Origin of the sequence: Edaphobacillus lindanitolerans (genome assembly GCF_900156305.1) — a bacterium.
GTDB classification, from domain to species: domain Bacteria; phylum Bacillota; class Bacilli; order Bacillales_A; family Planococcaceae; genus Bhargavaea; species Bhargavaea lindanitolerans.
On the sequence record NZ_FTPL01000001.1, the window covers coordinates 1,230,614 to 1,254,889 of the forward strand.

At 59.0% G+C, this 24,276-nt stretch carries 21 protein-coding genes and 1 riboswitch; of the genes, 8 read left to right on the top strand and 13 right to left on the bottom strand.

Annotation, left to right across the window (positions count from 1 at the left end):
* Positions 1-25 precede the first annotated feature (25 nt).
* From B0B07_RS05645 to B0B07_RS05660, 4 genes are all read right to left on the bottom strand, one after another.
* A complete protein-coding gene (locus B0B07_RS05645) occupies positions 26-2,155 on the bottom strand; it encodes an aconitate hydratase (protein ID WP_234982250.1) in 2,130 nt (709 codons plus the stop codon).
* A 187-nt stretch (positions 2,156-2,342) separates the two neighbouring features.
* Positions 2,343-3,404 carry a CopD family protein gene (locus tag B0B07_RS05650; protein ID WP_076757345.1) on the bottom strand — a complete coding sequence of 354 codons (1,062 nt, stop codon included), beginning with the start codon at positions 3,402-3,404 and terminating at the stop codon, positions 2,343-2,345.
* Positions 3,401-4,009 carry a copper resistance CopC family protein gene (locus tag B0B07_RS05655; protein WP_076757346.1) on the bottom strand — a complete coding sequence of 203 codons (609 nt, stop codon included), beginning with the start codon at positions 4,007-4,009 and terminating at the stop codon, positions 3,401-3,403. Before B0B07_RS05655 ends, B0B07_RS05650 begins: the two co-directional genes overlap by 4 nt.
* A gap of 54 nt (positions 4,010-4,063) precedes the next feature.
* On the bottom strand, positions 4,064-4,621 hold the full coding sequence (locus tag B0B07_RS05660; protein ID WP_234982273.1) for a DeoR family transcriptional regulator: 558 nt from the start codon (positions 4,619-4,621) through the stop codon (positions 4,064-4,066).
* Between the two features lie 256 nt (positions 4,622-4,877).
* Here B0B07_RS05660 and B0B07_RS05665 point away from each other — a divergent pair, with 256 nt between their 5' ends.
* Complete coding sequence (locus B0B07_RS05665) at positions 4,878-5,369, top strand: QueT transporter family protein (RefSeq protein WP_076757347.1); 492 nt, start codon at positions 4,878-4,880, stop codon at positions 5,367-5,369.
* A 105-nt stretch (positions 5,370-5,474) separates the two neighbouring features.
* On the opposite strand, the gene B0B07_RS05670 is transcribed toward B0B07_RS05665, so the two are convergent.
* From B0B07_RS05670 to B0B07_RS05680, 3 genes are read right to left on the bottom strand one after another with little or no spacing between them, the layout of a single operon-like run.
* Positions 5,475-6,467, bottom strand: a complete 993-nt coding sequence (locus tag B0B07_RS05670; protein WP_076757348.1) for an ABC transporter substrate-binding protein — start codon at positions 6,465-6,467, stop codon at positions 5,475-5,477.
* A 47-nt stretch (positions 6,468-6,514) separates the two neighbouring features.
* Complete coding sequence (locus B0B07_RS05675) at positions 6,515-7,276, bottom strand: ABC transporter permease (RefSeq protein ID WP_076757349.1); 762 nt, start codon at positions 7,274-7,276, stop codon at positions 6,515-6,517.
* The gene (locus tag B0B07_RS05680; RefSeq protein ID WP_076757350.1) at positions 7,260-8,045 is read right to left on the bottom strand and encodes an ABC transporter ATP-binding protein; all 786 of its coding nucleotides are present in this window, start codon (positions 8,043-8,045) and stop codon (positions 7,260-7,262) included. The genes B0B07_RS05675 and B0B07_RS05680 overlap by 17 nt, the downstream gene beginning before the upstream one ends.
* A 194-nt stretch (positions 8,046-8,239) precedes the next feature.
* On the opposite strand from B0B07_RS05680, the gene cysK reads away from it, so the two are divergent.
* Positions 8,240-9,163: a cysteine synthase A gene (gene cysK, locus B0B07_RS05685; RefSeq protein ID WP_076757351.1), complete on the top strand. Its 924-nt coding sequence runs from the start codon at positions 8,240-8,242 to the stop codon at positions 9,161-9,163.
* Positions 9,164-9,432: 269 nt separating this feature from the next.
* Here cysK and B0B07_RS05690 read toward each other — a convergent pair whose 3' ends face one another.
* Both B0B07_RS05690 and B0B07_RS05695 read right to left on the bottom strand, forming a co-directional pair.
* Positions 9,433-10,419 (bottom strand): homoserine dehydrogenase, encoded by a 987-nt coding sequence (locus B0B07_RS05690; protein WP_076757352.1) that lies wholly within the window; start codon positions 10,417-10,419, stop codon positions 9,433-9,435.
* 426 nt (positions 10,420-10,845) lie between these two features.
* A complete protein-coding gene (locus B0B07_RS05695) occupies positions 10,846-12,141 on the bottom strand; it encodes an O-acetylhomoserine aminocarboxypropyltransferase/cysteine synthase family protein (protein ID WP_076757353.1) in 1,296 nt (431 codons plus the stop codon).
* A gap of 160 nt (positions 12,142-12,301) precedes the next feature.
* Positions 12,302-12,413, bottom strand: a riboswitch (SAM riboswitch).
* 141 nt (positions 12,414-12,554) lie between these two features.
* On the opposite strand from B0B07_RS05695, the gene B0B07_RS05700 reads away from it, so the two are divergent.
* From B0B07_RS05700 to B0B07_RS05710, 3 genes are all read left to right on the top strand, one after another.
* Positions 12,555-13,340, top strand: coding sequence for a YwqG family protein (locus B0B07_RS05700; protein ID WP_076757354.1), 786 nt, complete (start codon positions 12,555-12,557; stop codon positions 13,338-13,340).
* Positions 13,341-13,362: 22 nt separating this feature from the next.
* Positions 13,363-14,001 (top strand): glycerol-3-phosphate acyltransferase, encoded by a 639-nt coding sequence (locus tag B0B07_RS05705; RefSeq protein ID WP_076757355.1) that lies wholly within the window; start codon positions 13,363-13,365, stop codon positions 13,999-14,001.
* Positions 14,002-14,077: 76 nt separating this feature from the next.
* Positions 14,078-14,599 carry a GNAT family N-acetyltransferase gene (locus tag B0B07_RS05710; RefSeq protein ID WP_076757356.1) on the top strand — a complete coding sequence of 174 codons (522 nt, stop codon included), beginning with the start codon at positions 14,078-14,080 and terminating at the stop codon, positions 14,597-14,599.
* Positions 14,600-14,663: 64 nt separating this feature from the next.
* Here the strand turns inward: B0B07_RS05710 and ald are convergent, their stop codons facing one another.
* The 3 genes from ald to B0B07_RS05725 form a co-directional block, all read right to left on the bottom strand.
* Positions 14,664-15,791 (bottom strand): alanine dehydrogenase, encoded by a 1,128-nt coding sequence (gene ald, locus B0B07_RS05715; RefSeq protein ID WP_076757536.1) that lies wholly within the window; start codon positions 15,789-15,791, stop codon positions 14,664-14,666.
* A gap of 48 nt (positions 15,792-15,839) precedes the next feature.
* Positions 15,840-17,198, bottom strand: a complete 1,359-nt coding sequence (locus tag B0B07_RS05720) for an aspartate aminotransferase family protein (protein WP_076757357.1) — start codon at positions 17,196-17,198, stop codon at positions 15,840-15,842.
* Between the two features lie 358 nt (positions 17,199-17,556).
* Positions 17,557-19,020 carry a CoA-acylating methylmalonate-semialdehyde dehydrogenase gene (locus B0B07_RS05725; RefSeq protein ID WP_076757358.1) on the bottom strand — a complete coding sequence of 488 codons (1,464 nt, stop codon included), beginning with the start codon at positions 19,018-19,020 and terminating at the stop codon, positions 17,557-17,559.
* 149 nt (positions 19,021-19,169) lie between these two features.
* Between B0B07_RS05725 and B0B07_RS05730 the strand changes: the two genes are divergently transcribed.
* Complete coding sequence (locus tag B0B07_RS05730; RefSeq protein WP_076757537.1) at positions 19,170-20,810, top strand: PucR family transcriptional regulator; 1,641 nt, start codon at positions 19,170-19,172, stop codon at positions 20,808-20,810.
* A gap of 66 nt (positions 20,811-20,876) precedes the next feature.
* Here the strand turns inward: B0B07_RS05730 and B0B07_RS05735 are convergent, their stop codons facing one another.
* The gene (locus B0B07_RS05735; protein WP_076757359.1) at positions 20,877-21,758 is read right to left on the bottom strand and encodes a LysR family transcriptional regulator; all 882 of its coding nucleotides are present in this window, start codon (positions 21,756-21,758) and stop codon (positions 20,877-20,879) included.
* A gap of 115 nt (positions 21,759-21,873) precedes the next feature.
* Between B0B07_RS05735 and hutG the strand changes: the two genes are divergently transcribed.
* Positions 21,874-22,827: a formimidoylglutamase gene (hutG, locus tag B0B07_RS05740; protein WP_234982251.1), complete on the top strand. Its 954-nt coding sequence runs from the start codon at positions 21,874-21,876 to the stop codon at positions 22,825-22,827.
* Entirely contained in the window at positions 22,824-24,005 is a 1,182-nt protein-coding gene (gltS, locus tag B0B07_RS05745; RefSeq protein ID WP_076757361.1) for a sodium/glutamate symporter, read from the top strand. The genes hutG and gltS overlap by 4 nt, the downstream gene beginning before the upstream one ends.
* Positions 24,006-24,276 lie beyond the last annotated feature (271 nt).

The window sequence follows — 24,276 nt, forward strand, 5'->3', positions numbered from 1 at the left end:
GAAGGAAGCAGGCGGGGGTTCTTTGTCAGTCCAGAATGCGTTTCGTGGCATCCACGTCGGCGACCCGGGCGGTTGTATCACCCGGTGTGACGTAGCCCGTTCCGTTGCACACCGTGCAGGCATATTGCCAGCCTTCTTCGTCGGACTGCTTGCCCGTGCCATGGCATGCGGAGCAGACAACCTTTTCCCCGACGTCCGCATTGCCCGCGTTTTCGTTGTTTTTCTTCACCCAGTTGATCAGTCCCCCCTCGATCATGATTTCGATCTGACGAGGTGACAGAGCATGCTGGACCGGAATCCGGCGGTTGCTGTTTTTCACGGAGATCATGAATTCATTGCCGTTCCGGATTTTCTCTTTCAGGTTCTCGAGGACGAGGATGTCCCCCTGTTCCAGGGCGTCATAGTCCTCCGGATTCATGAACGTCACCGGAAGAATGCCGAAGTTGACGAGGTTCTGCCAGTGGATCCGCGCGAAGTCCTTTGCCAGCGCCACGCGGAGCCCGAGGTATCTCGGCGCGAGCGCCGCGTGCTCCCGGCTCGACCCCTGCCCGTAGTTGTACCCTGCCACGACGGCGTGCCCGCCTGCACCGCGCTGCTCCATCGCCCGTTTATAATACGTCGGGTCGACGATTTCGAATGCGAACTTACTGATCTCCGGCAGATTGCTCCGGTAAGGCAGCACCCGTGCGCCGCCCGCCAGGATTTCATCCGTCGAGATGTTGTCTTTCATCTTCAGGAGCACCGGCACTTCAAGCCGGTCGTGAAGCGGATCCATATCCGGGATCGAGGCGATGTTCGGCCCTTTGTGCAATTCGACTTTCCGGGCCTCCTCGAGCGGGATCGGCTCATCCAGGAGCTTGACATCGACCGTCGGCTCCTCGGGGTCGTGGACGCGCGGGTACGGCATATTGAGCGTGCGCGGGTCCGTGATCTTTCCGGCGAGCGCCGAAGCCGCGGCTGTTTCCGGGCTGCAGAGGAACACTTTGTCTTCCAGCGTCCCGGACCGTCCCGGGAAGTTCCGCGGGGTTGTCCGGAGGCTGTTCTCATGGGTCGCCGGCGCCTGCCCCATGCCGATGCAGCCGTTGCAGCCGGCCTGATGGAGCCGGCCGCCCGCGGTCAGGAGGTTGGCGATGTGGCCTTCCTTCACAAGGTCGGTCAGGAGCTGCCGGGAAGTCGGGTTGATGTCGAACGAGACGTTGTCGGGCACCCGATTGCCTTCGACAATCTTGGAAGCGACCGCAAAGTCGCGGTATCCCGGGTTGGCCGAGGATCCGATATACGACTGGTAAATCGGCTCGTCCGCCACTTCACGGACCGTGACGACATTGCCCGGGCTCGACGGGAGGGCGATCAGCGGCTCAAGTTCCGAAAGGTTGATCTCCTCATGAAGGTCATATTCCGCTCCTTCATCCGCCAGCAGCTCCACCCAGTCCCCTTCCCGGCCCTGAGTTTTCAGGAAGTGGCGGATTTCCCCGTCCGACGGGAAAACCGTCGTCGTGGCACCGAGCTCAGCGCCCATATTGGCAATGACGTGGCGGTCCATCGCACTCAAGTTCTCCAGTCCCGGACCATAGTACTCGATGATCTTGCCGACACCGCCTTTTACGTCGTGCCGGCGGAGCATTTCCAGGATGACGTCCTTTGCGCTCACCCATTCCGGAAGCTCTCCGGTCAGCTTCACGCCCCATACTTGCGGCATCTTGATATAGATCGGCTCGCCCGCGATCGCCATGGCGACATCGATTCCGCCCGCCCCCATGGCCAGCATCCCCATGCACCCGTTCGCACAAGTATGGCTGTCCGAGCCGAGAAGGGTCTTGCCCGGCACGGCGAGCCGCTGCATGTGGACCGGGTGGCTGACGCCGTTCCCCGGGCGGCTGTAATACAGGCCGAACCTCCGGGTCGCACTCTGAAGGAACAAGTGGTCATCCGCATTTTTGTTGTCGACCTGAATCACGTTGTGGTCCACATACTGGGCCGATGCCTCGGTCTGGGCACGTTCGATTCCCATCGCCTCAAGCTCCAGCATCACCATCGTCCCCGTCGCGTCCTGGGTGAGGGTCTGGTCAATTTTCAATCCGATTTCACGCCCGGATACCATTTCTCCGGAAAGCAGGTGCGACTTGATCAGTTTCTGGGTAACGTTCATCCTCATACGCCTTCTCCTCTCGTCATTCTTTTCAGAATTTCCCCGCCGGCAAAAGAAAAACCCCGGAAAATCACCGGGGCCGGGAATACGGAATCAAACACGGGCGTCCGGGAAACCGGTTCCCGCTTACACGGCGCGTTCATTACTTGTAAAGTTACCCCAAAGCTCCCAATCGAAACCGGAAAATCCGGATTCAGAAGGAAATGGTCATCATCAGTCCCAGATAAGCTGCTGCGATGAAGCCGATTCCCGCGGCGACGCCTGTCCAGCCGGGCAATGAGCGCCGCTCCGCCAAAGGGATCAGGATCAGAAACAGGACGGCCATGAACAGTGCGGCAATCCCGTCGGCCTGCAGTGTAAAGTGTGCCTGAAGCGGACTATCCACAGGACCGGTCATCCACTTCGTGAGCGGGGCCTGGCCCTCGGCAGCGAACGTTTTATCCAAATCATGGGGCGGTGCCATCTTGCTCATGAATGAAGTGAACAGAAGAACGAGCAGAAGCATGAGGCTCTCCAGTCTGAGCCAGCCTGCCGGCGGATGGTCTTTGTTGGCGAGGAAGGCATTGATCCCTGCAGCCGCGAGCAAAGGGACAATCCCGAGGTGCTTGAGCAGGAGCATCTGGCCATACGGCAAAATCCAGGATGCGGCGTATTCATCGGCATTCATGACGAGCAGCATCAGGAAGATGCCCGTACCGATGATGATCGCCATGAACGAGCCGGCGAGCGGCGTGAACCACTTGAGGAACCCTCGCCAGTCCGGGACGGTTCCTGGACGCCAGGCGATGAGCAGCACGATGCCTGCCCATGCGGAAAGCAGGGTCAGGTGCACCGCATGGGCGATGAACCCGGCAGTCTCGTGGATTGTCGCCGAATGGCTGCCGTATGCGACGGCCGAAAATGCAGCGATCATCAATGCGGCCTGAATCCACCGGCTTGCCCCAAAGCGGATGGCCATTAGGAGAAGAATGGCCGCTGCCGCTACGAACAGGAAGCTGTGTCCGGCACGGAACCCTTTGGCAATATCGACAAAAGCCCGCATCCGCTGGCCCTCCGGTGAAAGGAGGAAGGCCAGCTGGACGACGGGCGCAGCTGCTAAAATCGGGACGGCGATGCAGAGGAGCGACGACACGGCCGGCGGGAGGGCCGCCTCCCGGCCTTTGTGTCCGGGTGCGAACCGGAGCGCCACGCTTCCGGCAACAAGCGCCATCACGATATAAAGCAGAAAATCCGAAAGAGCGGTAAATGCGGTCATTTCTTTCTGCGGAAGGCCATGACGATGATGGCAAGCAGGACGATCGCCGCGACGATCAGGCCGACCGTCAGCATGCTGTTGCTGCCCTTTTCAGCTTTTGTGTCGGTGTCCGCATTGTTCTCCTGCAGGGAATCCGTGTTGCCCTCCTGCTCCGCCTGTTCCACTGCCTTGTCTCCGTCTTCATTGTTCATCGGATCCGCTTCACTGTGCGGCTCCACCTTCTGTGTCTCATCGGCTTCTTCATCCGGAGTCTTCCCGCCTTGATCGGATGTGGTGAATTTCACCTCTCCGTCAATCGGATGGCCATCTTCGCTGATGACGCTGTAAGCGACCGTCCAGTCACCGTCGGGAAGGGGCTCCGCGAGCGTTCCCGTCATGACGTTCCTGTTCACCTTGATGTCCCGGATGTCGACCTCGCCGTCCGGTCCGTTCAAGGTCATCGTGCTTTTCCCTTCGATGCCCGCGCTGAATTCCAGCGACAAGGCTTTAACCGGCTCCGTCACCGTCGAGCCGTCCTCGGGGTCGGAACTTTCAAGGTTCGAATGCGCCATGGCAGCCGACGGGGCGATCAATGCCAGCACCAATGCGAGTATCCACTTTTTCATAAAATCCCTGCCTCCGATCCATTGATAAGATTAATTTGTGTTATTTGTCCCATATTATCCATGGCAGCCGGTTCCGTCCATTTGAATCCGGATCGCCGGAATCGCCTCTTCGAACGAGTACACCGTTCCGCCGAAACCCGACCGGAACCGCTCCGCGTCGCTCCTTGAGCAAAACGAAAGCACTTGGGGCTCGCAGCAGCTCAGCCGGACATCGGCGCCGATGAGGAACGAGGCCATCCGCCCGCCCATCGTCGTGTCGGTGAGGTAGTCCCGGCAGATCACCTGGGCAACCTCGCCCCGGATGTCGCCATAGCGGAGGAGAGCGCAGTGCGCGCAGCACGCATGCTCGACGCCATTGTCCGTCCGGATGAGCTGGACGGCGAACCGGGTGTTCGTTCCCTTTCCGCAGTACACGCACTGTCCGGGATATTGAGCCGGCCGGCTGGCCCTGGCAAGTCCTTTGGATGTCCGGTCCAGCTTGCCCTGTTCGGCGAGCGGCTGGATGTCCCGATAGATGGTCATTTCCGATACGCCGAGCCGCCTGCTCAACTCGGACACCTTCAGGGTCCCTTCCTCATCGAGCCATGTTAAAATCTGTTGCTGTCTTTCCACAGGAAGCAATGGGCTGTCTCCTTTCATCTAAGATGTCCTTCACTACCTCCCATCGTAGTTGATTGAACTTGGAGGGACAACCGTGATAAGTGATAATTTGTTAAGAAATGTTGAACCTTAACATAGAAAGTCCGTTTTCTACCACATCTTACCCTGTTGACCCGTGGGGTAACCTGTAATAATATTGATTTTCGGGCTTTTTGCCCGCGCGGTTCGTAACCATCCCGCGAAATCAAAACTAGGGAGAGGTCCATATATGAAAGTCAGGACGATGGCCATCAACGCCGTCATTGCCGCACTGTATCTCGCCGTCACCGCGCTCATCGCGCCGTTCGGCTTCACGAACGTTCAATTTCGCGTTTCCGAGATGTTCAACCATCTCGTCGTCTTCAATAAGAAGTACATCGTCGGCATCGTGCTCGGCGTGTTCATTTCGAATCTGCTGCTGTCGACCCTCGGCTGGTTTGACCTGACGTTTGGGGTTGCCCATTCGATCATTTCACTGACGGCCACGATCGTCGCGTGCAAGTTCATCAAAGGATCGATCCAGCGCATGATCGCCAACACGCTCATCTTCACCTTTACGATGTTCATCATTGCAATTGAACTGAAACTCGCCATAGGCCTGCCGTTCTGGATCGGCTGGCCAAGCCTCGCCATCAGCGAATTCATCGTCATGGCGATCGGCATCCCGGTGATGCACGCCCTGAACAAGCGGATTGATTTCAGACGGCTGATCGAGGAATGAGCACCGGATTATTTTTAACATAGGTTCCGGCTGCACATTTCTAACATGCGCCTTTTCGGCAAATAAAAACGATGCTTCCCTGTTGAGGGCGGCATCGTTTTTTGTTTATTCCCCGTCGGCGACGAGCCCGTCGAAGGACGGATTTTCCTTCAGGAATTCCAGCTCGAAGGAAGACGTGCCGAATTCCTTGAGGACGGCTTCATTGACGTCTGTCGTATAGGTGATGCGGTCCATCGCCTTTCCGACGATGCCGGCGTCCATTTCCTGGTTGGTCAAGTCTTTGATGGCCCCGATGGCGATCTTCTGCGCTTTATCGGGGTTGTCGTTGATGAAGTCGACGGATTGCTTGTGCGCGTCGGTCAGTTTGGCCGCAAGCTCGGGTTTTTCTTTGATGAGCTTGCTGTTGGCGACGAGCACGGTGTTCGGGAGTGTGTCCCCGTAGGCGATCTCATCCGAGCTGATGATCACTTTGGCACCGTTCTCGACGAGGATCGAGCCCCACGGTTCCGGAACGGCTGCGAGGTCGACCTTGCCGGATTCAAACATCGCCTGGTACGATGCCGGGTTGCCGGTCACATGGTTGAGCGTTCCGCCGATCCGGGAAGAAGCCAGCTTGTCGTTCCCGAGCTGCTGAAGATACGTTTCAAACTGGACGTCGTGCGTGCAGCCGATTCCCGGCGTGATGAACGTCTTGCCGGCCATTTCCTCAACGGAATCAATGCCGCTCTTTTTGCTGGCGACGACGACCGTGCCGCCGGAAGAAGCGCCGGCAAGGATCTTCACGTCCGCCCCGTTCGAGAAGTTGTTGAGGACAGGGCCCGGACCGACGAGGCCCGCGTCGATCTCGCCGGCTTTCAGTGCCGCCATGAAGGTCCCGCCGTCCGGGAAGGTGATGTATTCGATGTCGACATCCTTGCCGAGCGACTTCTCATAATAGCCGTTTTCCCTGGCGACCATTGCCGGGGCATGGTCGATGTTCGGGAAGTAGCCGATGACCATCTTCTCTTTCGCCCCGCCATCCGCATTTCCATTGCCTCCGCAAGCTCCGAGCACCCCTGTGATTCCGAGCAGCACGGCGGCCAACCACCATTTTCTCATCGTTCATTCCTCCTATTCATATACCGGGCTTCAAATGCCGGGACCGATCAGTGGGCCGCTTCAAGTCCCCACTTCACGCGGACCCTTTGTTCAAACCGCTGGAACAGCAGCAGGTCAACCGTCACGCCGATGATCCCGATGACGATCATGATGGCGAGCACCATGTCCATGCGTCCGAAATCCGAGGCGTACTTGAGTGTATAGCCGAGACCCGGGCCGGTGCTCAGCAATTCGCCGGCCATGAGCGCCCGCCAGCCGAACGCCCAGGCAAGCCGGATGCCGGTGACGAAATACGGGACCGAAGCGGGCAAGAGCACCCGGAAAAACAGATCCGGACCCGAAGAACCCATCGTCCGGGCGGCTTTGATGTAAATCGGTGAAACGTTCTGTATGCCCGTGCGCACATTGATCGTCATGACGATGGCGGAGCCGAGGACGATGATGAAGATGACGGACTTCTCGTTCAGCCCGAACCACATGATGGCGAGCGGCAGCCAGACGATGCTCGGAATGCTCTGGAGCGCCAGGATGAGCGATCCGAGCGTATCATCCGCGGTTTTCGACTTGGCCAGCAGAATGCCGAGCGCAAGACCGATTAATAGCGCGATGACGAGCCCGACGGCGAGCCGCATGAAGCTCGCCCCGAGGTCCCGGGCAATCGTGCCGTCGCCGATCATCTCGCCGAGCGCCCTGAACACATCCGTCGGTGCCGGCATGATGACGGGCGAGATGCCGAACAGCCGGATGGCCAGTTCCCAGACCGCGAACAGGGCGACGTAAAAGACGAGGCGCTTAGTGAGAAGCCGCATGGCGCATCTCCTCTTCTTCCACTTTGTCGTTTTCCGTCTTGAGCAGGCCCAGAATATGCGCTTCGTATTCCGCCATCTCGCCGGCATGAAGATTGCGCGGCCGTCCGAGCCGGATCGGGATGTCCTGGAGGATCCTGCCCGGGTGGGTGCCCATGACGATGACGCGGTCGGACAGGCGCACAGCCTCCTGGATGCTGTGCGTGACGAACAGGATCGTCTTTTTCGTCTCGATCCAGATTCCCTCGAGCACATCCTGAAGCCGCATCCTCGTCTGTTCGTCGAGCGCCCCGAACGGCTCATCCATGAGAAGCACTGCCGGATCCATCGCGAGTGCACGGGCGATCGACACGCGCTGTTGCATGCCGCCGGACAGCTCATGCGGATGATGGCCGCCGTACTGGCTCAGCTGCACGAGCCGGAGGTGGTGCCGGGCCGTTTCTCGCATGCGGTCACGGGACATGGAGCCCTTCAGCGGGAACATGACGTTTTCCTCGACGTTCAGCCACGGGAACAGGGCGGCTTCCTGGAAGACCATCCCCCGCTCCTTGCCCGGTTTTCGGATGTCCCGGCCGCCCAGCTGCAGCCGGCCCGAATCCGGATTGCCGAGACCGGCGACGATGGAAAGCAGCGTCGACTTCCCGCATCCGGACGGGCCGAGAAGCGATACGAACTCCCCTTCTTCCACCCGTAGATTGATGTCCTGGAGGACGAGCTCCCGCCGCCCGTCCTTCCCGAAGCTTTTTTCTACATTTTCTATAGAAAGGAACATGATTGCACTTCCTTTAATCGTTGTCTGACATACCCTATAAGAATACTAAGTTTTAATGCTAATCATACCCCGGATTCTGAAGAAGTCAAGCCGGATTTTGCAATAGTCAACATTGTTTGCCTACAGGTCGTTGATTATTTATACTGGTTTAATAGGAATTGAACTTAATGTATGCGGGAAAGGCAGGGAGTGCCATGAAAATCGCCTCTTCTATATTGGATTTGATCGGCCATACGCCGATCGTGAAGCTCAACCGGCTGCCGGATCCGGACGGCGCCGATGTATTCATCAAGCTGGAGTCGTTCAACCCGGGCGGCAGCGTGAAGGACCGCGCTGCCCTCAACATGATCGAGCGGGCGGAACAGGAAGGAAAACTCATCCCCGGAGAGAGCACGGTCATCGAGCCGACCTCCGGGAACACGGGCATCGGCCTGGCGATGGTATGCGCGGCAAAAGGCTACCGGTGCATCATGACGATGCCGGACAATGCGACCGAGGAGCGGGTGAAAATCCTTCGGGCGTACGGCGCGGAAGTCCGCCTGACCCCCGCCGCACAGCGGATGCAGGGCGCCATCGACGAAGCCGGACGGCTGGCCGCGGACATTCCGGGCTCCTTCATCCCGATGCAGTTTGAAAATCCGGCCAACGCCGACGCCCACCGGGGCACGACCGCCATTGAGATCCTGGACGCCTTCGACGGAAAGCTCGATGCGTTCGTCCTCACCGCCGGGACGGGCGGAACCGTCACCGGCACCGGCGAGGAATTGAAAAAGCGGATTCCGGAACTCAAGATTTACGTCGTGGAACCGAAAGGCTCGCCCGTCCTGTCCGGCGGGGAACCCGGACCCCACAAAATCCCGGGCACCGGCCCCGGCTTCATCCCCCCGATCCTGAATCGCGGGATCTTCGATGAAATCCTTCTGATCGATGACGCGGACGCCCAGCGGATGGCCCGCGCGCTCGCGGCCAAAGAAGGCATCTTCGTCGGCGCCTCCGCCGCTGCCAGCGCCCACTTTGCAATCGAAGTCGCGAAGACGCTGCCGAAGGGCGCCCGGGTGCTGTGCCTCGCCCCGGACACCGGCGAACGGTACCTGTCGTCCGATCTGTTCCCGGAGTGAGCGGGTGGAGCCTGTGAGTGGGCAGGTTCGGGGCATGGACGGATTTGAGGTTGCTTGACACATTCGGTGCCGGTTGCTTCACACTCACAGACCTTTGCTTAACACTCAGAGCCGATTGCTTAACACTCACGGACCTTTGCTTAGCACTCAGAGCCGATTGCTTAACACTCACGGACCTTTGCTTAGCACTCAGAGCCGATTGCTTCACACTCATCTTTCGGCAACCAAAAAGCGATGCCTCCCAGGGCAGGGAGGCATCGCTTTTACTATTAATCGGTCACGAGTTTGCGAAAGGGCTGTTTGAGCAGCACCGCCGCGTCTTCGACCATGACGCTCGCGGTCGGATACATGCCGGCACCCGGCCCGGTGACGGTGAGCGTGCCGGCGTAGGCGGTTTCGATGGCGACCGCGTTGTCGACGCCGTCTACGCCGTAAAGCGGATGGTCCGGACCGATGAGGACCGGGCCGACGGAGGCAAGGATCTCCCCGTCTTCGCCCCGGCGCACGTCCGCGATGTGCCGGTAGCGGAGCCCCTGGCGGTCGGCGTCGATCACTTCATCGAGCGTGAGCTTGTCGATGCCGTCCATCGGCACGTGCTCCCAGTCCGGCTGCTCGCCGAACGCCAAACCGCTCAGGATCATGAGCTTGCAGAACGCATCGAATCCGGATACATCATTCGTCGGATCTGCTTCCGCATAGCCAAGCTCCTGTGCTTCCTTCAGTGCGTCGGCGAAGGAGCACTCTTCCTTCCTCATCTTCGTCAGGATGAAGTTGGACGTGCCGTTGAGGATCCCCTGGATGCCCGTGATTGAATTGGCCAGGTTGAGGTTCTGGATCGTCTTGATGACCGGGACGCCGCCGGCCACCGTCGCCTCATAGCCGACACCCGTGCCGGATTCGCGGGCGAAGGCTTCCAGGGAAGCCCCCGCCTTCGCATACATCACTTTGTTCGCCGTGACGACATGGCAGCCTGCCGCGATCGCCTGCTCCAGATAAGTCCCGGCCGGCTCTTCCCCCACGATCGCCTCGAAGACGACGTCCAGATCCGGAATTGCGAGGATGTCTTCGAACCGGTCGGTCACGAGAACACCGGGCGTATCGGGGCGCGGCCTCTCTAAGTTGCGGACGAGGATCGCCGCAATTTCGATCGGTGCACCGGTGCGCGCGGCAAGCTGTTCCTTCCGTTCATTCACTATCCGATAAATGCCCTGGCCGACCGTCCCGAAACCAAGGATGGCCGCTTTCACTGTCGCCATGGCGATCACCTCCAATTCCTTTCAGCTTAACAAGTTCCGCCCGGAAATAAAACCCCCGGGCGGAAACCTTTCAGATTGTTTTGCATTTAGAGAGCGTGTTGGAGTGGGACGCATTCACTTCCGATGTGAAACTTCGGTCGCACGGAGTGAAACTGGGACCACCCAGAGCCAAACCGGGACCACTCAGAGCCAAATTTCGACCACTCAGAGCGAAACTGGGGCCACTCAGAGCCAAACTTCGACCTCTCAGAGCGAAACTGGGGCCACTCAGAGCCAAACTTCGACCTCTCAGAGCGAAACTGGGGCCACTCGGGTCAACTCTCCTCACTCAGGCCTCAACTTGCCTCACTCGAGCCCCAACTCTCCTCACTCGGGCTCCAACTTGCCTCACTCGAGCCCAAACTCTCCTCACTCACCCACCGACACTCAGGCGTTGACCGGTGCGGCGGATTCGATCGCCTGCTTCAGATCGGCGATGATGTCTTCCGCATTTTCGAGGCCGATCGAGAGGCGGACGAGTTCTTCGCTCGTGCCGGTTTTCTCGAGGTCTTCGGCGGACAGCTGCTGGTGCGTCGTCGAAGCCGGGTGGATGATGAGCGAGCGGGCGTCGCCGACGTTCGCGACGTGGGAGAACAGCTTCACGCCGTCGATCAGCTTGCGGCCTGCTTCGCGTCCGCCTTTGATGCCGAAGACGACGACCGAGCCGGCCCCGTTCTTCAGGTATTTCTTCGACAGCTCGTACGACGGGTGCTCTTCCAGCCCGTTGTACTGGACCCACTCGACGGACGGGTGGTCGCTCAGCCACTTCGCCACTTTTTCCGCGTTTTCGTTGTGGCGCTGGATTCTCAGGTGGAGCGTTTCGAGTCCCTGCAGGAAGATGAACGCATTGTCCGGGCTGAGGCATGGTCCGAAATCGCGGAGCAGCTGCACGCGGAGGCGGGTCGCGAATGCGGCATCCGGCGTGTCGATGCCGTAGCGGAGGCCGTGATAGGTCTCATCCGGCTCGGTGTAACCAGGGAAACGTCCCTGCGTCCAGTCGAATTTGCCTGCGTCGACTGCGATGCCGCCGATTGCCGTGCCATGGCCGCCGATCCATTTCGTTGCCGAATGGACGACAACGTCTGCGCCGAACTCGATCGGGTTCGACCCGTACGGAGAGGCGAATGTGGAATCGATAATGAGCGGCACGCCGTTTTCATGGGCGATATTCGCGACCGCTTCCACATCGAGCACATTCAGGCTCGGGTTTCCGATGATTTCGCCGAAGAGCGCCTTCGTCTTGTCCGTGATTGCCGTTCGGAAATTCTCAGGATCGGTGGAATCCACAAACTTGACATTGATGCCGTACCGCGGGAGCGTCACCGCGAACAAGTTGTACGTGCCACCGTACAGATTGGCAGCCGCGACGATTTCATCTCCGGCCTGCGCGACGTTGAGGATCGAGAATGCGATCGCCGCCATGCCCGACGAAAGCGCGACGGCCGCGGTACCGCCCTCGAGTTCCGCCACGCGCTTCTCAAACGCGTCCACCGTCGGGTTCATGATACGGGAATAAATATTGCCGGGTTCCTTCAGCGCGAACAGGTTCTGCGCATGCTCGGTGTCGCGGAAGGCATAGGCAGTCGTGCGGTAGACGGGGACGGCGATGGCGCCGGTCGCCGGATCCGGCTGCTGGCCTCCGTGGACGAGAAGGGTCTCCGGTTTGTAGGTTTGATTGGTCATGGGTAAAAACCTCCTGAATTTGTTGTGCCCGGCGGGTAGCCGCCAAAGGCCGGAACTCGATGGATTTTTTGCGGTGACCGGGGAGGAGGTTTTTCGAATAAAATAGAAAAACCCTCTTCGCATAAAAGGAAGAGGGCCGATACAGTGTGCTGTATCCCTCCCCTTATCTGCCAGTCCGTCTCCGGAACTGTAGGAATTAGCACCTTTGCAGGATACACCTGCCGGTTGCCGGGCTTCGCAGGGCCTAGTCCCTCCGCCGCTCTTGATAAGAGTGAATTCATTCAATTTTCCATCTTGGGAATCAGTATAGCCCTGTCTTTCTCCTGAAGTCAAGTGTATTTTTTCAGAATCGGTTGAAACTATTTGACCGTCCATCCGTTTAAATGATTAAACCAATTTAGGAGGGCATCATCGTGGTAAATTTGGTCGACAAACTGGCCGGACAAGGGCTTGAACAATACACAGAATTAATCCGGAAACTGAGTGCCCGGTGCATTTCAATCCAGAAAGAAGATGCCGCGGGCCCCCTCGCGCCGGGTGCATCGAAATTCGGCGGCGCACCCGACCTGCCGCCGGGTACGGACATCCCGGGTTCAGACGGACGGCCGCTGACGCTTCTGGCCCAGATTAATCTGTCCGATCTGGAGATTGCGGGCATTGCGCATCCGTTTCCCGCGCGGGGGATCCTGTCTTTTTATTACGATATCGAAGAACAGCCGTGGGGCGGCGATGAAGAAGACCGTAACGGCTGGCGGGTGATGTTCTATGAGGGGGACCCGGCAGAACTGGAGCGTGCCGAAGTCCCGGAAGACCGGATGCTGCCGGAATACGCCGCGTCGTTTGAGGCGGCGGAATCGATTGACGCCGATGAATTGATCGATCTCGACATCGACGACGACGATGCCGAAGGGATTTTCGAGCTGCTCGAGAACGGCGAGCCGAAACACCAGATGCTCGGCTTCCCGTTTGCCGTCCAGAATCCGGTGTTCATGGAGACCGCCCACTACTGCGACGGGGTCGAGGACTGGGACGAAGCAGAAAAGGCCGCGGACGACTACGTGCTCCTGTTCCAGATGGACAGCGACGATGACCTCGACGCCATGTGGGGCGACATGGGGATCCTATACTTCTCCATCAAGAAAGAAGACCTGGAAGCAGAACGGTTTGACCGGACGAAGATGATCATGCAATGCAGCTGATCGTCTATAAGGAGGAAGAAATATGGGCCTCTGGCTTATCCTGATCGCCGCGGCCGGCTACCTGATCGGCTGTGTGCACGGCTCGACGGTCGCGGGCCGGCTGTCGGGCGTAAATCTGAAGGAGACCGGTGTGAAAAATGCCGGCGCCTCCAACGCCGCGATCGTGCTCGGAAAGAAATACGGCGCCCTCGTCGCCGCGATCGATATCGGCAAGGGCGTCCTCGCCGTCCTGCTCGCAAAGGGACTCGCGGCACAGGCAGCGCTCGGAGACGAAGCCGGTGCCCTGCTCGTGTTCGTCATGGCGGCTGCGGTCGTCCTCGGACACAACTTCCCGTTCCACATGAAGTTCAACGGCGGAAAAGGCACGGCGACGATCATCGGCGTCCTGCTCGGATTCGACTGGAAAATCGGACTGGCCGGACTGGCCTTGCTCATCGTCTTCTCGCTCGTGACCGACTTCATCGTGTTCGGCGTCCTCATGCTGTACGTGACCTTCATCCTGACCGCGGTCGTCTTTGCCCCCGGCTTCGGGCCGGATCTCATCGCAGCCGGCCTGTTCGTCATGGCCGTCTGGAAGCACCTCGAGAATTTCAGACGGCTCCGGACCGGCGAGGAAAAGCGGGTGTCGGCGGTGTTCGGGAGGAAACGGGCGGCTGAGTGACGGTCCATTAACGGCTCACTCGTACACATATCAAAAAGGCATCTCTTAATCTGCGTGCCTTCTTTAGGAGAAAAACATGATTGAACTACGGAAAATAAACGGGGAAAACATAGATGAAATCGTCGCACTTGAAGTTGCCGAGGACCAGGAAGACTTTATCCAGACGACCAACCTCAGGAGCTTTGCTGACGCCCACATGTTGAATGCCGACGGGATACCGGCGACGCCCCTTGCAATTTATGCCGATGAAATTCCAGTTGGATTTATGATGTATATCTATGACACGATGGATCACGAGTCATTTGAAAACGAAGTGTTTTACGGGAAGAAGAGCTATTTCATCTGGCACATGATGATCGGAAACAATTTCCAGGGAAAAGGATATGGCAAGTTGGCCTTCAAAAAAATGTTGAGGCACATGGAAACGATGCCGGACGGGGAAGCAGATTATGCATCCCTCTTCTATCAAACAAGCAATACCACAGCCAGGAACTTATACGCATCATTCGGTTTTGTCGATACGGGCATCATTCAGGATCAATCGATGCTGGCGGTCAAGAAACTAGACGTAACGGGAAAGACCCACGGGCCAAAATAAATATAACACCACAAAAACAGGCGCTTTCCGACTCATCATCGGAAGGCGCCTGTTTGCCGTTCATTTAATGTGCGACCGGCTCAAGCAGGTCGAGAAGATCCGCGTACTCGTAGCCGAGGTCGTCGGCGACGGATTTGTAGGTGACGCGGCCCGCGTGGGTGTTGAAGCCCTTGCGGAGCGGTTCGTTGTCGAGTGCGGCCTGTTTCCAGCCTTTGTTGGCGATCTGGAGTGCGTACGGCACCGTCACGTTCGTGAGCGCCATCGTGGACGTGCGCGGAACGGCGCCCGGCATGTTGGCGACCGCGTAGTGGACGACGCCGTGCTTTTCGTACGTCGGGTCGTCGTGCGTTGTGATCCGGTCGCTTGTCTCGAAGATGCCGCCCTGGTCGATCGCAATGTCGACGAGCACGGAGCCCGGCTGCATCGACTTCACCATCTCTTCGGTGACGAGCTTCGGCGCCTTCGCGCCCGGGATGAGGACCGCGCCGATGACGAGGTCCGCGTCCTTCACCGCCTCCGCGATGTTGAACGGGTTGGACATGAGTGTCTGGATGTCGTTCCCGTACTGGTCGTCGAGCTGGCGGAGACGTTCCGGGCTCAGGTCGATGACCGTCACCTGCGCCCCCATGCCGACAGCAACACGCGCAGCGTTCGCTCCGGCCATGCCGCCGCCGATGACGGCGACCTTGCCCCGGCTGACGCCCGGGACGCCGGCGAGGAGGATCCCCTTGCCGCCGTTCGTGCGCTGGAGGAACTGGGCGCCGATCTGCGTCGCCATGCGGCCCGCGACTTCGCTCATCGGCGAGAGGAGCGGCAGCGTTCGGTTCGGCAGCTGGACGGTTTCATAGGCGATCGCCGTCACGTTCTTCTCGATGAGCGCTTCCGTGAGGCTCGGTTCCGCAGCGAGGTGCAGGTAGGTGAACAGGATGAGCCCGTCGCGGAAATGACCGTATTCTTCCGGCAGCGGCTCCTTCACTTTCATGACCATGTCAGCGGCCCATGCGCCGGCGGCCGTTTCGGCGATCTTCGCTCCTTCGCCCGCATATTCCTCATCCCGGAAGCCCGAGCCGAGGCCGGCCCCCTTCTCGATGATGACCTCGTGCCCCGCCCCGACGAGCGTGGCGACGCCGGCGGGCGTCATGGCGACGCGGTTTTCGTTATTCTTGACTTCCTTTGGCACTCCAATTTTCATGACCGTTTCCTCCATCGGAAAGGGAGGCACACCGCCTCCCTGTTTTTATTATTTATTTTCCTCGAATACCTTTTTCATGACCGAGATGATGAAGTCGACATCCTCGTCCGTGCAGGCAAGTGGCGGCGACAGCGTGACAATATTGTTGTAGCCGGCAACCGTATCCCCGTTTTTCCCGACGATGAGGCCGTTCGCCTTGCAGTCGGCGATGATCTTCCCGACGCGTGCGGCCGCAGCCGGTTCACGGGTCTCCTTGTCCTCGACCATTTCGATCCCGAGCAGGAAGCCGATGCCGCGGACATCGCCGACATACGGATGGTCCGCGAGGTGTGCAAGTTCCTTGCGGAGACGCTCGCCGTGGCGGTCCGCCCGCTCGACAAGCCCCTCGCGCTCGATGATCTCCAGGTTTTTCAGTGCAACGGCACAGGCCGCCGGGTTGCCGCCGAATGTGTTCACGTGGCGGAAGTGGCTGTTTTCCGCGCTGTCCTTGAACTTCTCATAGATGTCCTTGCGCACCGCCGTCACCGACAGCGGCAGGTAGGCACTCGTGAGCCCCTTCGCCATCGTGACGATGTCCGGCTTGATGCCGAAGTTCTGGTGGCCGAACTTCCGGCCCGTGCGGCCGAATCCGCAGATGACTTCATCGATGATGAGCAGGACGCCGTGCTTGTTGCAGATCTCCTGGACCTTCTGGACGTAGACCGGATCCGGGATGAGGATGCCCCCGCCCGTGATGAGCGGCTCCATGATGACGCCCGCAATCGTCTCTTTCTGCTCCCAGATGATCTTCTGCTCGATCTCTTCGGCACACATGATGTTGTAGTCTTCCACGCTCATGCCTTTCGGACGGCGGTAATTGTCCGGCGGCGCCGTGTGGAGGAAGCCCGGGGAAAGCGGCTCGTATTTGTACTTCCGGAGCGCCTGGCCCGTGGCCGCCAGTGCACCCATCGAACCGCCGTGGTACGCCCGGTACCGGCTGATGAACTTGTAGCGGGACGCCTCGCCGTTCTGCTGGTGGTACTGGCGGGCGATCTTGAACGCGACTTCGTTCGCATCGGAACCGGAGTTGGAATAGAAGATCTGGTAATCGTCATCAAGCCATTCATTGAGCTTGGCTGCGAGCTCGATCGCCGGCTCGTGGCCCTGCGTCATCGGCACGTAGCACAGTTCCTTCATCTGGTCGTAAGCCGCTTTCGCGAGCTCCTCGCGGCCGTAGCCGACGTTCACGCACCAGAGGCCGGACATGCCGTCGAGGTAACGGTTCCCCTCATGGTCCGTCACCCAAGCCCCCTCGCCCTTCGCCCAGATCATCGGCGGCGACTTTTCAACATACGGAGAAATGTGGTGCCAGACGTTCTGGCGGTCCTTCTCGACGAGCGACAGCTGTTCCTGTTTTACGGTGGTCATCCTGCTATCCCCTTTCAGATGGGTGGAATGTGAATCAATGCGGCGCGGAGGCACGGGCCGCGACATGCGGAATCGGTCTCTTAGAGAAGCGATTCGGTCTATTAAAGCGATGAATCGGTCTGCCCGGAGGCCGAGTCGGTCTACTCGAGCGTGGTATCGGTCTGCTCAGCGGCCGAATTGGTCGGCTCAGGTGCCGAATCGGTCTACTGGCCCCTGTTCAGCCGCCTCCCGCTTTTCCTGTCCAGCTCCGGGCGGCAGGGGCTCGGGGTCATAAGTCACGCCGCGGCGTGAAGCAGGCTTCACTCTGCGTCCTTCCTTATGCCTGTCGCCCCTGTTCAGCCGTCCTCCGCTTTTCTGATCAATGCCGTTGCGTGAGCATTTTCTTGCGTGTATAGAACTCGATGCCGTCTTTCCCGTTGGCATGGAGGTCGCCGTAGAAGGACTTCTTGTAGCCCGAGAACGGGAAGAAGGCCATCGGGGCCGGGACGCCGAGGTTCACGCCGAGCATGCCGGCGTCGATGTCGTCGCGGAATTCGCGGATTGCGGATGCGCTGTCCGTGTACAGGCAGGCCCCGTTCGCAAAGTCAGACGCGTTGGCGAACTCGATCGCTTCCGTGAGCGTCTCCACCCGTACGATCGAGAGGACCGGTGCGAAGATCTCGTCTTTCCAGATCTTCATTTCCTGCGTGACTTCATCAAAGATCGTCGGTCCGACGAAGTAGCCGCCTTCGGAGCCGGATTCGTCTTCGCGGCCGTCTCGGACGAGCTTCGCGCCTTCTTCGACGCCGCTCTCGATGTAGCCGATCGTGCGGTCCTTGTGTGCCGGGCGGATGACCGGGCCGAGGAAGATGCCTTCCTCGAGGCCGTTGCCGATCGTGATGTCGTCGGCCGCCTGCTTCAGGCGGTCGACGAGCTCATCCGCGACATCACCGACCGCGACGACGACCGCAGCGGCCATGCAGCGCTCGCCGGCGGAACCGAATGCCGCTCCGGTGATGTTCTTCACCGCGTTGTCGAGGTCCGCATCCGGCATGACGATCGAGTGGTTCTTCGCGCCGGCCAGCGCCTGCACCCGCTTGCCGTGCGACGTGCCTGTCTTGTACACATACTCGGCGACCGGCTGCGAGCCGACGAACGAGATCGCCGGGACGTCCGGATGCTCGAGCAGGCCGTTCACGACATCATGGGCACCGTGGACGATGTTGAAGACCCCGTCCGGAAGACCCGCTTCCTTCAGAAGTTCCGCGAGCCGGTTGGCGAGAAGCGGCGTCCGCTCCGAAGGCTTCATGACGAACGTGTTCCCTGCCACGATGGCGAGCGGGAACATCCATGCCGGCACCATCATCGGGAAGTTGAACGGCGTGATGCCGCCGATGACCCCGATCGGGTAGCGGTACATGCCCGACTCGATGTTCGTGGCGATGTCCGGAAGCTGCTGGCCCATCATGAGGGAAGGCGCGCCTGCCGCGAACTCGACGCACTCGATGCCGCGGAGCACTTCGCCGTGCGCTTCGGTGAGGCTCTTGCCGTTCTCGACCGTGATCAGCTTCGCGAGCTCATCCCAATGATCGACGAGGAGCTGCTGGTACTTGAACATGATCCGTGCACGCTGGGGCACCGGTGTCTTCTTCCACTTCTTGAATGCGTCTTTCGCAACGGAGACCGCCTGGTCGAGATCTTCCCTCGTCGAAACCGGCACTTGCGCCATGATTTCGCCTGTTGCCGGGTTCGGCACGTCTTCATAGCGATCCGTTGCCGACTTGACCCATTGTCCACCGATGAAATTTGAAAGCGTTTTCGCTTTTACCGTTGTTGTTTCCACTTAAAATTCCTCCTTCAGCTGTAAATGACCGTCTTGACGGGGATTCCCGTTCACTTCATAATCAACTTTACAAACTCTCAGAATGTTTGTCATTTTACATTGTGTCAAATGATCCGATGAATCCATTGGACGAAGGGGAGAATCCGAACATGAAAGAGATCGAACTGACGGTCCGGGATGTGCTGGCCCGGGATTCGTTCCAGAAAGCGAAACTGGTGGCGGGAAAAGGCGGCACCGGCCGGCTCGTGCGCTGGTCGCACATTCTGGAGGTCCGTGACTTCGAGTCGCTCATCAACGGCGGCGAGCTCATCCTGACGACCGGCATCAGCATGACCCTGGACGTCGGGACGCAGATCGCCTACATCCGGAAGCTGAATGAACTCGGCGTCTCCGCACTCTGCATCGAACTGCCGGAACCCAAAAATAAGATCGCCCCGGAAGTGATCGCGCTTGCCGACGAACTCGACTTCCCGGTCATTGTCTTCGAAGAAGTGATCCGCTTCGTCGACATCACGCAGGATCTCCATACGGCGATCATCAACCGGCACCATCAGATGATCTCCGAACTCGACCGGCTGTCCGGGCGCTTCATCGAACTGTCGCTCACGTCAAACGGCATCCTGAAGATCCTGCAGGAAGTGCACCAGTATTTCCGGCGCGACGTCCTGTTCGTCACGGACCGGCCCGCCCACTACTTTTATCCGTCGCATGTCAAAGAGACGGAAGCCGCCATCCGCCAGCAGCTCGTGCAGGACAGCACCCTGACCGACACCGTCCGCTACCTCGAGACGGAAAACGGGCTGTTCGCGACCGTCCCCGTCCGGGGGCTCGGCCAGGTGTGGGGCCGCCTCTGCATGTCGATCGAGGAACCGGTCCATGACGACTTCTACTTCCTCATCCTTGACCGCGCGGGCCTTTCCATCTCCCAGATCCTGCTGCGGAACCGGACCGTCGAAGAGCGCAAGCAGAACCTCGAGGACAAAGTCGTCCGGAGCCTCATCACGGGCCGCGGGACCGATCCGGAAACCGTCCAGTCCGTCCTGCCCGCGCAGGGCCGGAATATGTACTACCGGGTGATGGCCATCCGGTTCAACCCCGATTCCGTGTTTGACTCCGAAGATCTTCTTGAGGAAGAGCTCGTCCAGCGGGCGATGGTCATCCGGAGCCTGTTCCAGCGAAACGGCTTTTTCCCGTCGATCACGTCGGGGAAAAACGAGATGGCCGTCCTGGCATTCTTCATCTCCGGGGAAGAACAGAAAAATGCCGAAAACCGGTTCGGACAGGTCATCCGGGAGATCGGCGACATCCCGGAAAACCAGTTCCCCGACTGCCTGTTCGGCATCAGCAAGGTGTATCAGGAAATCCCCGACGTCAAGCAGGCGTTCGGCGAAGCGGAAGACGTGATCTCCCTCCGGAGCCAGGGGGTCGCCGCCTCCCCGTTCTTCGAGAAGCTCGGCATCCACCGGCTGCTGCTGTTGCTGAAGCGGAGCGGCGAACTTGAGCGGTACGTGGACGATTACCTTGGCCGTCTCATCGAACATGACCGGCGCAACGACAGCGCGCTGCTCGAGACGCTGGTCGTCTATCTGGAATGCGGCGGTGTCAAAAAAGAGGCCGCGGAACGGCTGTTCATCGTGCGCCAGACGCTCTACCATCGGCTGGAGAAGCTCGAAGCGCTGCTCGGCTCCAACTTCATGGAACCCGGCAACCGCATTGCACTGGAAGTCGCCGTGCAGGCGCACCGGATGCTGGCACGCGGGACCGCAGAACCGCTTGCGATGAGTGAGTAAGAATGAAGTAATACAATAAAAAGGCGTCCTCCGGCAGAACCGCCGGAAGGCGCCTTTTCTTTATCCTCATTCAAACTTGTCCACGATCCGTTCGAAAAAGCTTTTGACCGGTGCCGGAAAATACCGCGCTTTGACAAAGCAGAAATAAACGGTCCGCGTCAGCCGGGGGTCGTCCACTTTCCGGCCCGCCAGCTCTTCCGGAAGGTTGCCGGACACGTACTTCTCCGGCAGGAGCGCGACACCGAGTCCGTTTTCCACGACTTTCTTCACCATTTCGAACCGCTCGATCTGATATTCCACCTTCGGCGTTTGCCCCGCATCCTTGAATGCATCCATGATCTGCTGCCGCGTCTTGAACGACGGCATTCCGAGGACGAGCGGGAACCGGCAGATGTCCTCCAGCCGCACCGTCTCCAGCCGGCCGATCTCATGTCCTTGCAGGTACACCGCCAGGAACGACTCTTCATAGAGCGGGATCGCTTCGATCTGGTCGTTTTTGATCTCCTGATTGGTGACGACCGCATGGACATCATATTGAAGAAGCGCCTCCATGACCGTCTTGTCATAGAGCGTGTCCACCACAGTAAACGTATTGTGCGGATAGACTTCCTTATGCGCCGCCATCACCTCGGTGAACCATTTATGCGCGGATTCGATGACGCCGACGAGGATCTCCGTACGGCTGCCGCTGATGCTTTCGCCCATCTCCTTCATGATGACGTCCATCTGCCGGAGAACCGGAAGGGCACGGTTGAACAGCAGCGTCCCCGCGTCGGTCAGACGGAAATCCCGGGTGGTGCGCTCGAGAAGCCGGGTGCCGAGCTCTGCTTCCATATTTCGGATCGCCTTGCTCAGGGACGGCTGTGAAATATGCAGGGCCGCGGCCGCCTTGGAGAAGTTCCGGTGCTGGACGACGGTGACAAAGTACTCCATCTGCCTTAAATCCATCAGGTTTCCTCCTACTTATAGCCTGAAGCTATTGTATTATGATAAATCGGTATTGGGAATTATAAGTCTCCGGCTTTATACTAAAAATATCGATTTACGCGGAAGGATGGTTGTCTTGTTTAAAGAAAGCGATTTCAGTCTATGGTCCGGTCGGATCGACAGCAATACGAATCCGGAGAGCTTCCGTTATCATCAGGTCATCCGTCCCTCAACCGTTGAACAATTAACATCCATGAAAGCGGCTCCAATCACGCTGATCGGATTCGAATGCGATGAAGGCGTGAGAAGGAACAAGGGCCGGACCGGCGCCCGAAAAGGCCCGGCTGAAATCCGCAGACAACTGGCCGGACTGCCTTGGCGGGCCGACACAACCGACCTGTTCGACATGGGCACGGTCGCCTGTGAAGGCACCGCGCTGGAAGACGCCCAGCAGGAACTCGGAGACCGCGTGTCGGATCTTCTAAGTGCCGGCTCCCGCTGTGTGATCGCCGGCGGAGGACACGAGACCCTGTACGGCCATTACCTCGGCGTCCGGAAGCAAGCCGGCCCCGACGCCGTGATCGGCCTTGTGAATATTGATGCACACTTTGACCTGAGAGAATACAGCGATCAGCCTTCCTCGGGCACGATGTTCAAGCAGATCCTGGACAGTGACCCGAACGCCCGGTACTTCGTCTGCGGCATCCAGGAATACGGCAATACGACCGAACTGTTTACAAGGGCGGACGAGCTCGGTGTCACCTACATGCTCGAGGAAGAGACGACTCCCGAAGCATGCCGCCGGCCGCTCGATCAATTCATGGCCGGCTGCGACGTTGTGCTCCTGACCCTCTGCATGGACGTCCTCCAGGCGGCCGATGCACCGGGCGTCAGTGCCCCGTCCGTCTTCGGGCTCGATCCGAAAACGGTGAAGTCACTCGTCAAAATGATTTGCGCTCATCCGAAAACCGGCAGTTTCAGCCTCTGCGAAACGAATCCGGAACTCGATGAAGACAACCGGACCGCAAAACTTGCGGCATATATGATGAATGAAGCCATTATGGCCTTCAAGAAAGGCGGACACTTATGATAGAAATCAACCAGATCACCACACTGTTCCTGTCCGTCGCCCTGTTCCTCATCGGAACGGCAATGGTCAACCGGATCGGGATCCTCAATCGGTTCTGCATCCCTGCACCTGTTGTCGGCGGACTGCTCTTTGCGATTGTCGCACTTATACTCAAAGAAACCGGCGTTGTCGAGGTTTCGCTCGACACCTCCCTGCAAAGCCTCTTCATGATCGCGTTCTTCACGACGGTCGGACTCGGCGCCAGCTTCAAGCTCATCAAGCTGGGCGGGAAGCTCCTCGTGATCTACTGGCTCGTCTGCGGCTTTCTCGCGCTCGTCCAGAACGTGATCGGTGTCTCGCTCTCGAAACTGTTCGGGATCCATCCCCTCCTCGGCGTCATGGCCGGGGCCGTATCGATGGAAGGCGGCCACGGCGGCGCGGCGGCATACGGCCAGACCGTTGAAGCACTCGGCATCGACTCGGCCGTCACCATCGGGCTCGCAGCGGCGACGCTCGGCCTCATCTTCGGCAGCCTCACCGGCGGCCCGGTGGCCAAGTATTTGATCACCAAGCACGACCTGAAGCCGTCTTCCGATGAAATGGCCCAGTATGTCGAGAAGGACGAGCGCCCGGTGAGCGAGCGGTCGTTCATGATCCAGGTCGCCCTGATCACCCTGTCCATGGCAGCCGGCACGTATCTCGGCGATCTGTTCACCAACCTGACCGGATTCGTCCTCCCGGCCTACATCGGTGCGATGTTCGTCGCACTCATCGTCCGGAACCTGATGGACCGGTTCCTGCCGGGCACGATCAATATGAAAGAAATCAACCTGATCGGCGACGTGTCGCTGTCCATCTTCCTGTCGATGGCGCTTATGAGCATCAAGCTCTGGGAAGTGGCGGGACTTGCCCTGCCGCTGTTCGGCATCGTGCTCGTGCAGGTGATCTTCATCGTCCTGTTCGCCGTATTCGTCCTGTTCCGCCTCATGGGCCGGAACTATGACGCAGCCGTCATGGTCTCGGGCTTCCTCGGCCACGGACTCGGCGCAACACCGAACGCGATGGCGAACATGTCCGCGGTAGTCGGCAAATTCGGCCCTTCCCGCCAGGCATTTCTCATCGTTCCGATCGTCGGCGCATTCCTGATCGATGTGTTCGGCGCCCCGATCATCATCACGACGATCAACCTGTTCAAATAAATTCATCCATTCAAAGAACCCGGTTTCCGACCTCAGAGTCTGGAACCGGGTTTTTTGATTCCATGGCCAGGTTGTACAGCCCGGCCGGTGGATGTACACTAATTGATAAACCGAGACGGAATTTCCATTTTTACATTCCGTCCGGGAATCGGGCGCAACGTTTGACGTCCTGTCCATTCCTTCCCGCCGCGTGAATCTTTATGATAGACAAGAATAGTTTCATTTCTTCGAATAAAAAGAAAGCGCTTACCAAGCGCTGGGAGGGGAATCT

Bases quoted from the DNA above. Each gene is read 5' to 3' on its own strand.
- B0B07_RS05645 (WP_234982250.1), bottom strand. From the start codon at position 2,155: ATGAGGATGAACGTTACCCAGAAACTGATCAAGTCGCACCTGCTTTCC.
- B0B07_RS05650 (WP_076757345.1), bottom strand. From the start codon at position 3,404: ATGACCGCATTTACCGCTCTTTCGGATTTTCTGCTTTATATCGTGATG.
- B0B07_RS05655 (WP_076757346.1), bottom strand. From the start codon at position 4,009: ATGAAAAAGTGGATACTCGCATTGGTGCTGGCATTGATCGCCCCGTCG.
- B0B07_RS05665 (WP_076757347.1), top strand. From the start codon at position 4,878: ATGAAAGTCAGGACGATGGCCATCAACGCCGTCATTGCCGCACTGTAT.
- B0B07_RS05670 (WP_076757348.1), bottom strand. From the start codon at position 6,467: ATGAGAAAATGGTGGTTGGCCGCCGTGCTGCTCGGAATCACAGGGGTG.
- B0B07_RS05675 (WP_076757349.1), bottom strand. From the start codon at position 7,276: ATGCGGCTTCTCACTAAGCGCCTCGTCTTTTACGTCGCCCTGTTCGCG.
- B0B07_RS05680 (WP_076757350.1), bottom strand. From the start codon at position 8,045: ATGTTCCTTTCTATAGAAAATGTAGAAAAAAGCTTCGGGAAGGACGGG.
- cysK (WP_076757351.1), top strand. From the start codon at position 8,240: ATGAAAATCGCCTCTTCTATATTGGATTTGATCGGCCATACGCCGATC.
- B0B07_RS05690 (WP_076757352.1), bottom strand. From the start codon at position 10,419: ATGGCGACAGTGAAAGCGGCCATCCTTGGTTTCGGGACGGTCGGCCAG.
- B0B07_RS05695 (WP_076757353.1), bottom strand. From the start codon at position 12,141: ATGACCAATCAAACCTACAAACCGGAGACCCTTCTCGTCCACGGAGGC.
- B0B07_RS05705 (WP_076757355.1), top strand. From the start codon at position 13,363: ATGGGCCTCTGGCTTATCCTGATCGCCGCGGCCGGCTACCTGATCGGC.
- B0B07_RS05710 (WP_076757356.1), top strand. From the start codon at position 14,078: ATGATTGAACTACGGAAAATAAACGGGGAAAACATAGATGAAATCGTC.
- ald (WP_076757536.1), bottom strand. From the start codon at position 15,791: ATGAAAATTGGAGTGCCAAAGGAAGTCAAGAATAACGAAAACCGCGTC.
- B0B07_RS05720 (WP_076757357.1), bottom strand. From the start codon at position 17,198: ATGACCACCGTAAAACAGGAACAGCTGTCGCTCGTCGAGAAGGACCGC.
- B0B07_RS05730 (WP_076757537.1), top strand. From the start codon at position 19,170: ATGAAAGAGATCGAACTGACGGTCCGGGATGTGCTGGCCCGGGATTCG.
- B0B07_RS05735 (WP_076757359.1), bottom strand. From the start codon at position 21,758: ATGGATTTAAGGCAGATGGAGTACTTTGTCACCGTCGTCCAGCACCGG.
- gltS (WP_076757361.1), top strand. From the start codon at position 22,824: ATGATAGAAATCAACCAGATCACCACACTGTTCCTGTCCGTCGCCCTG.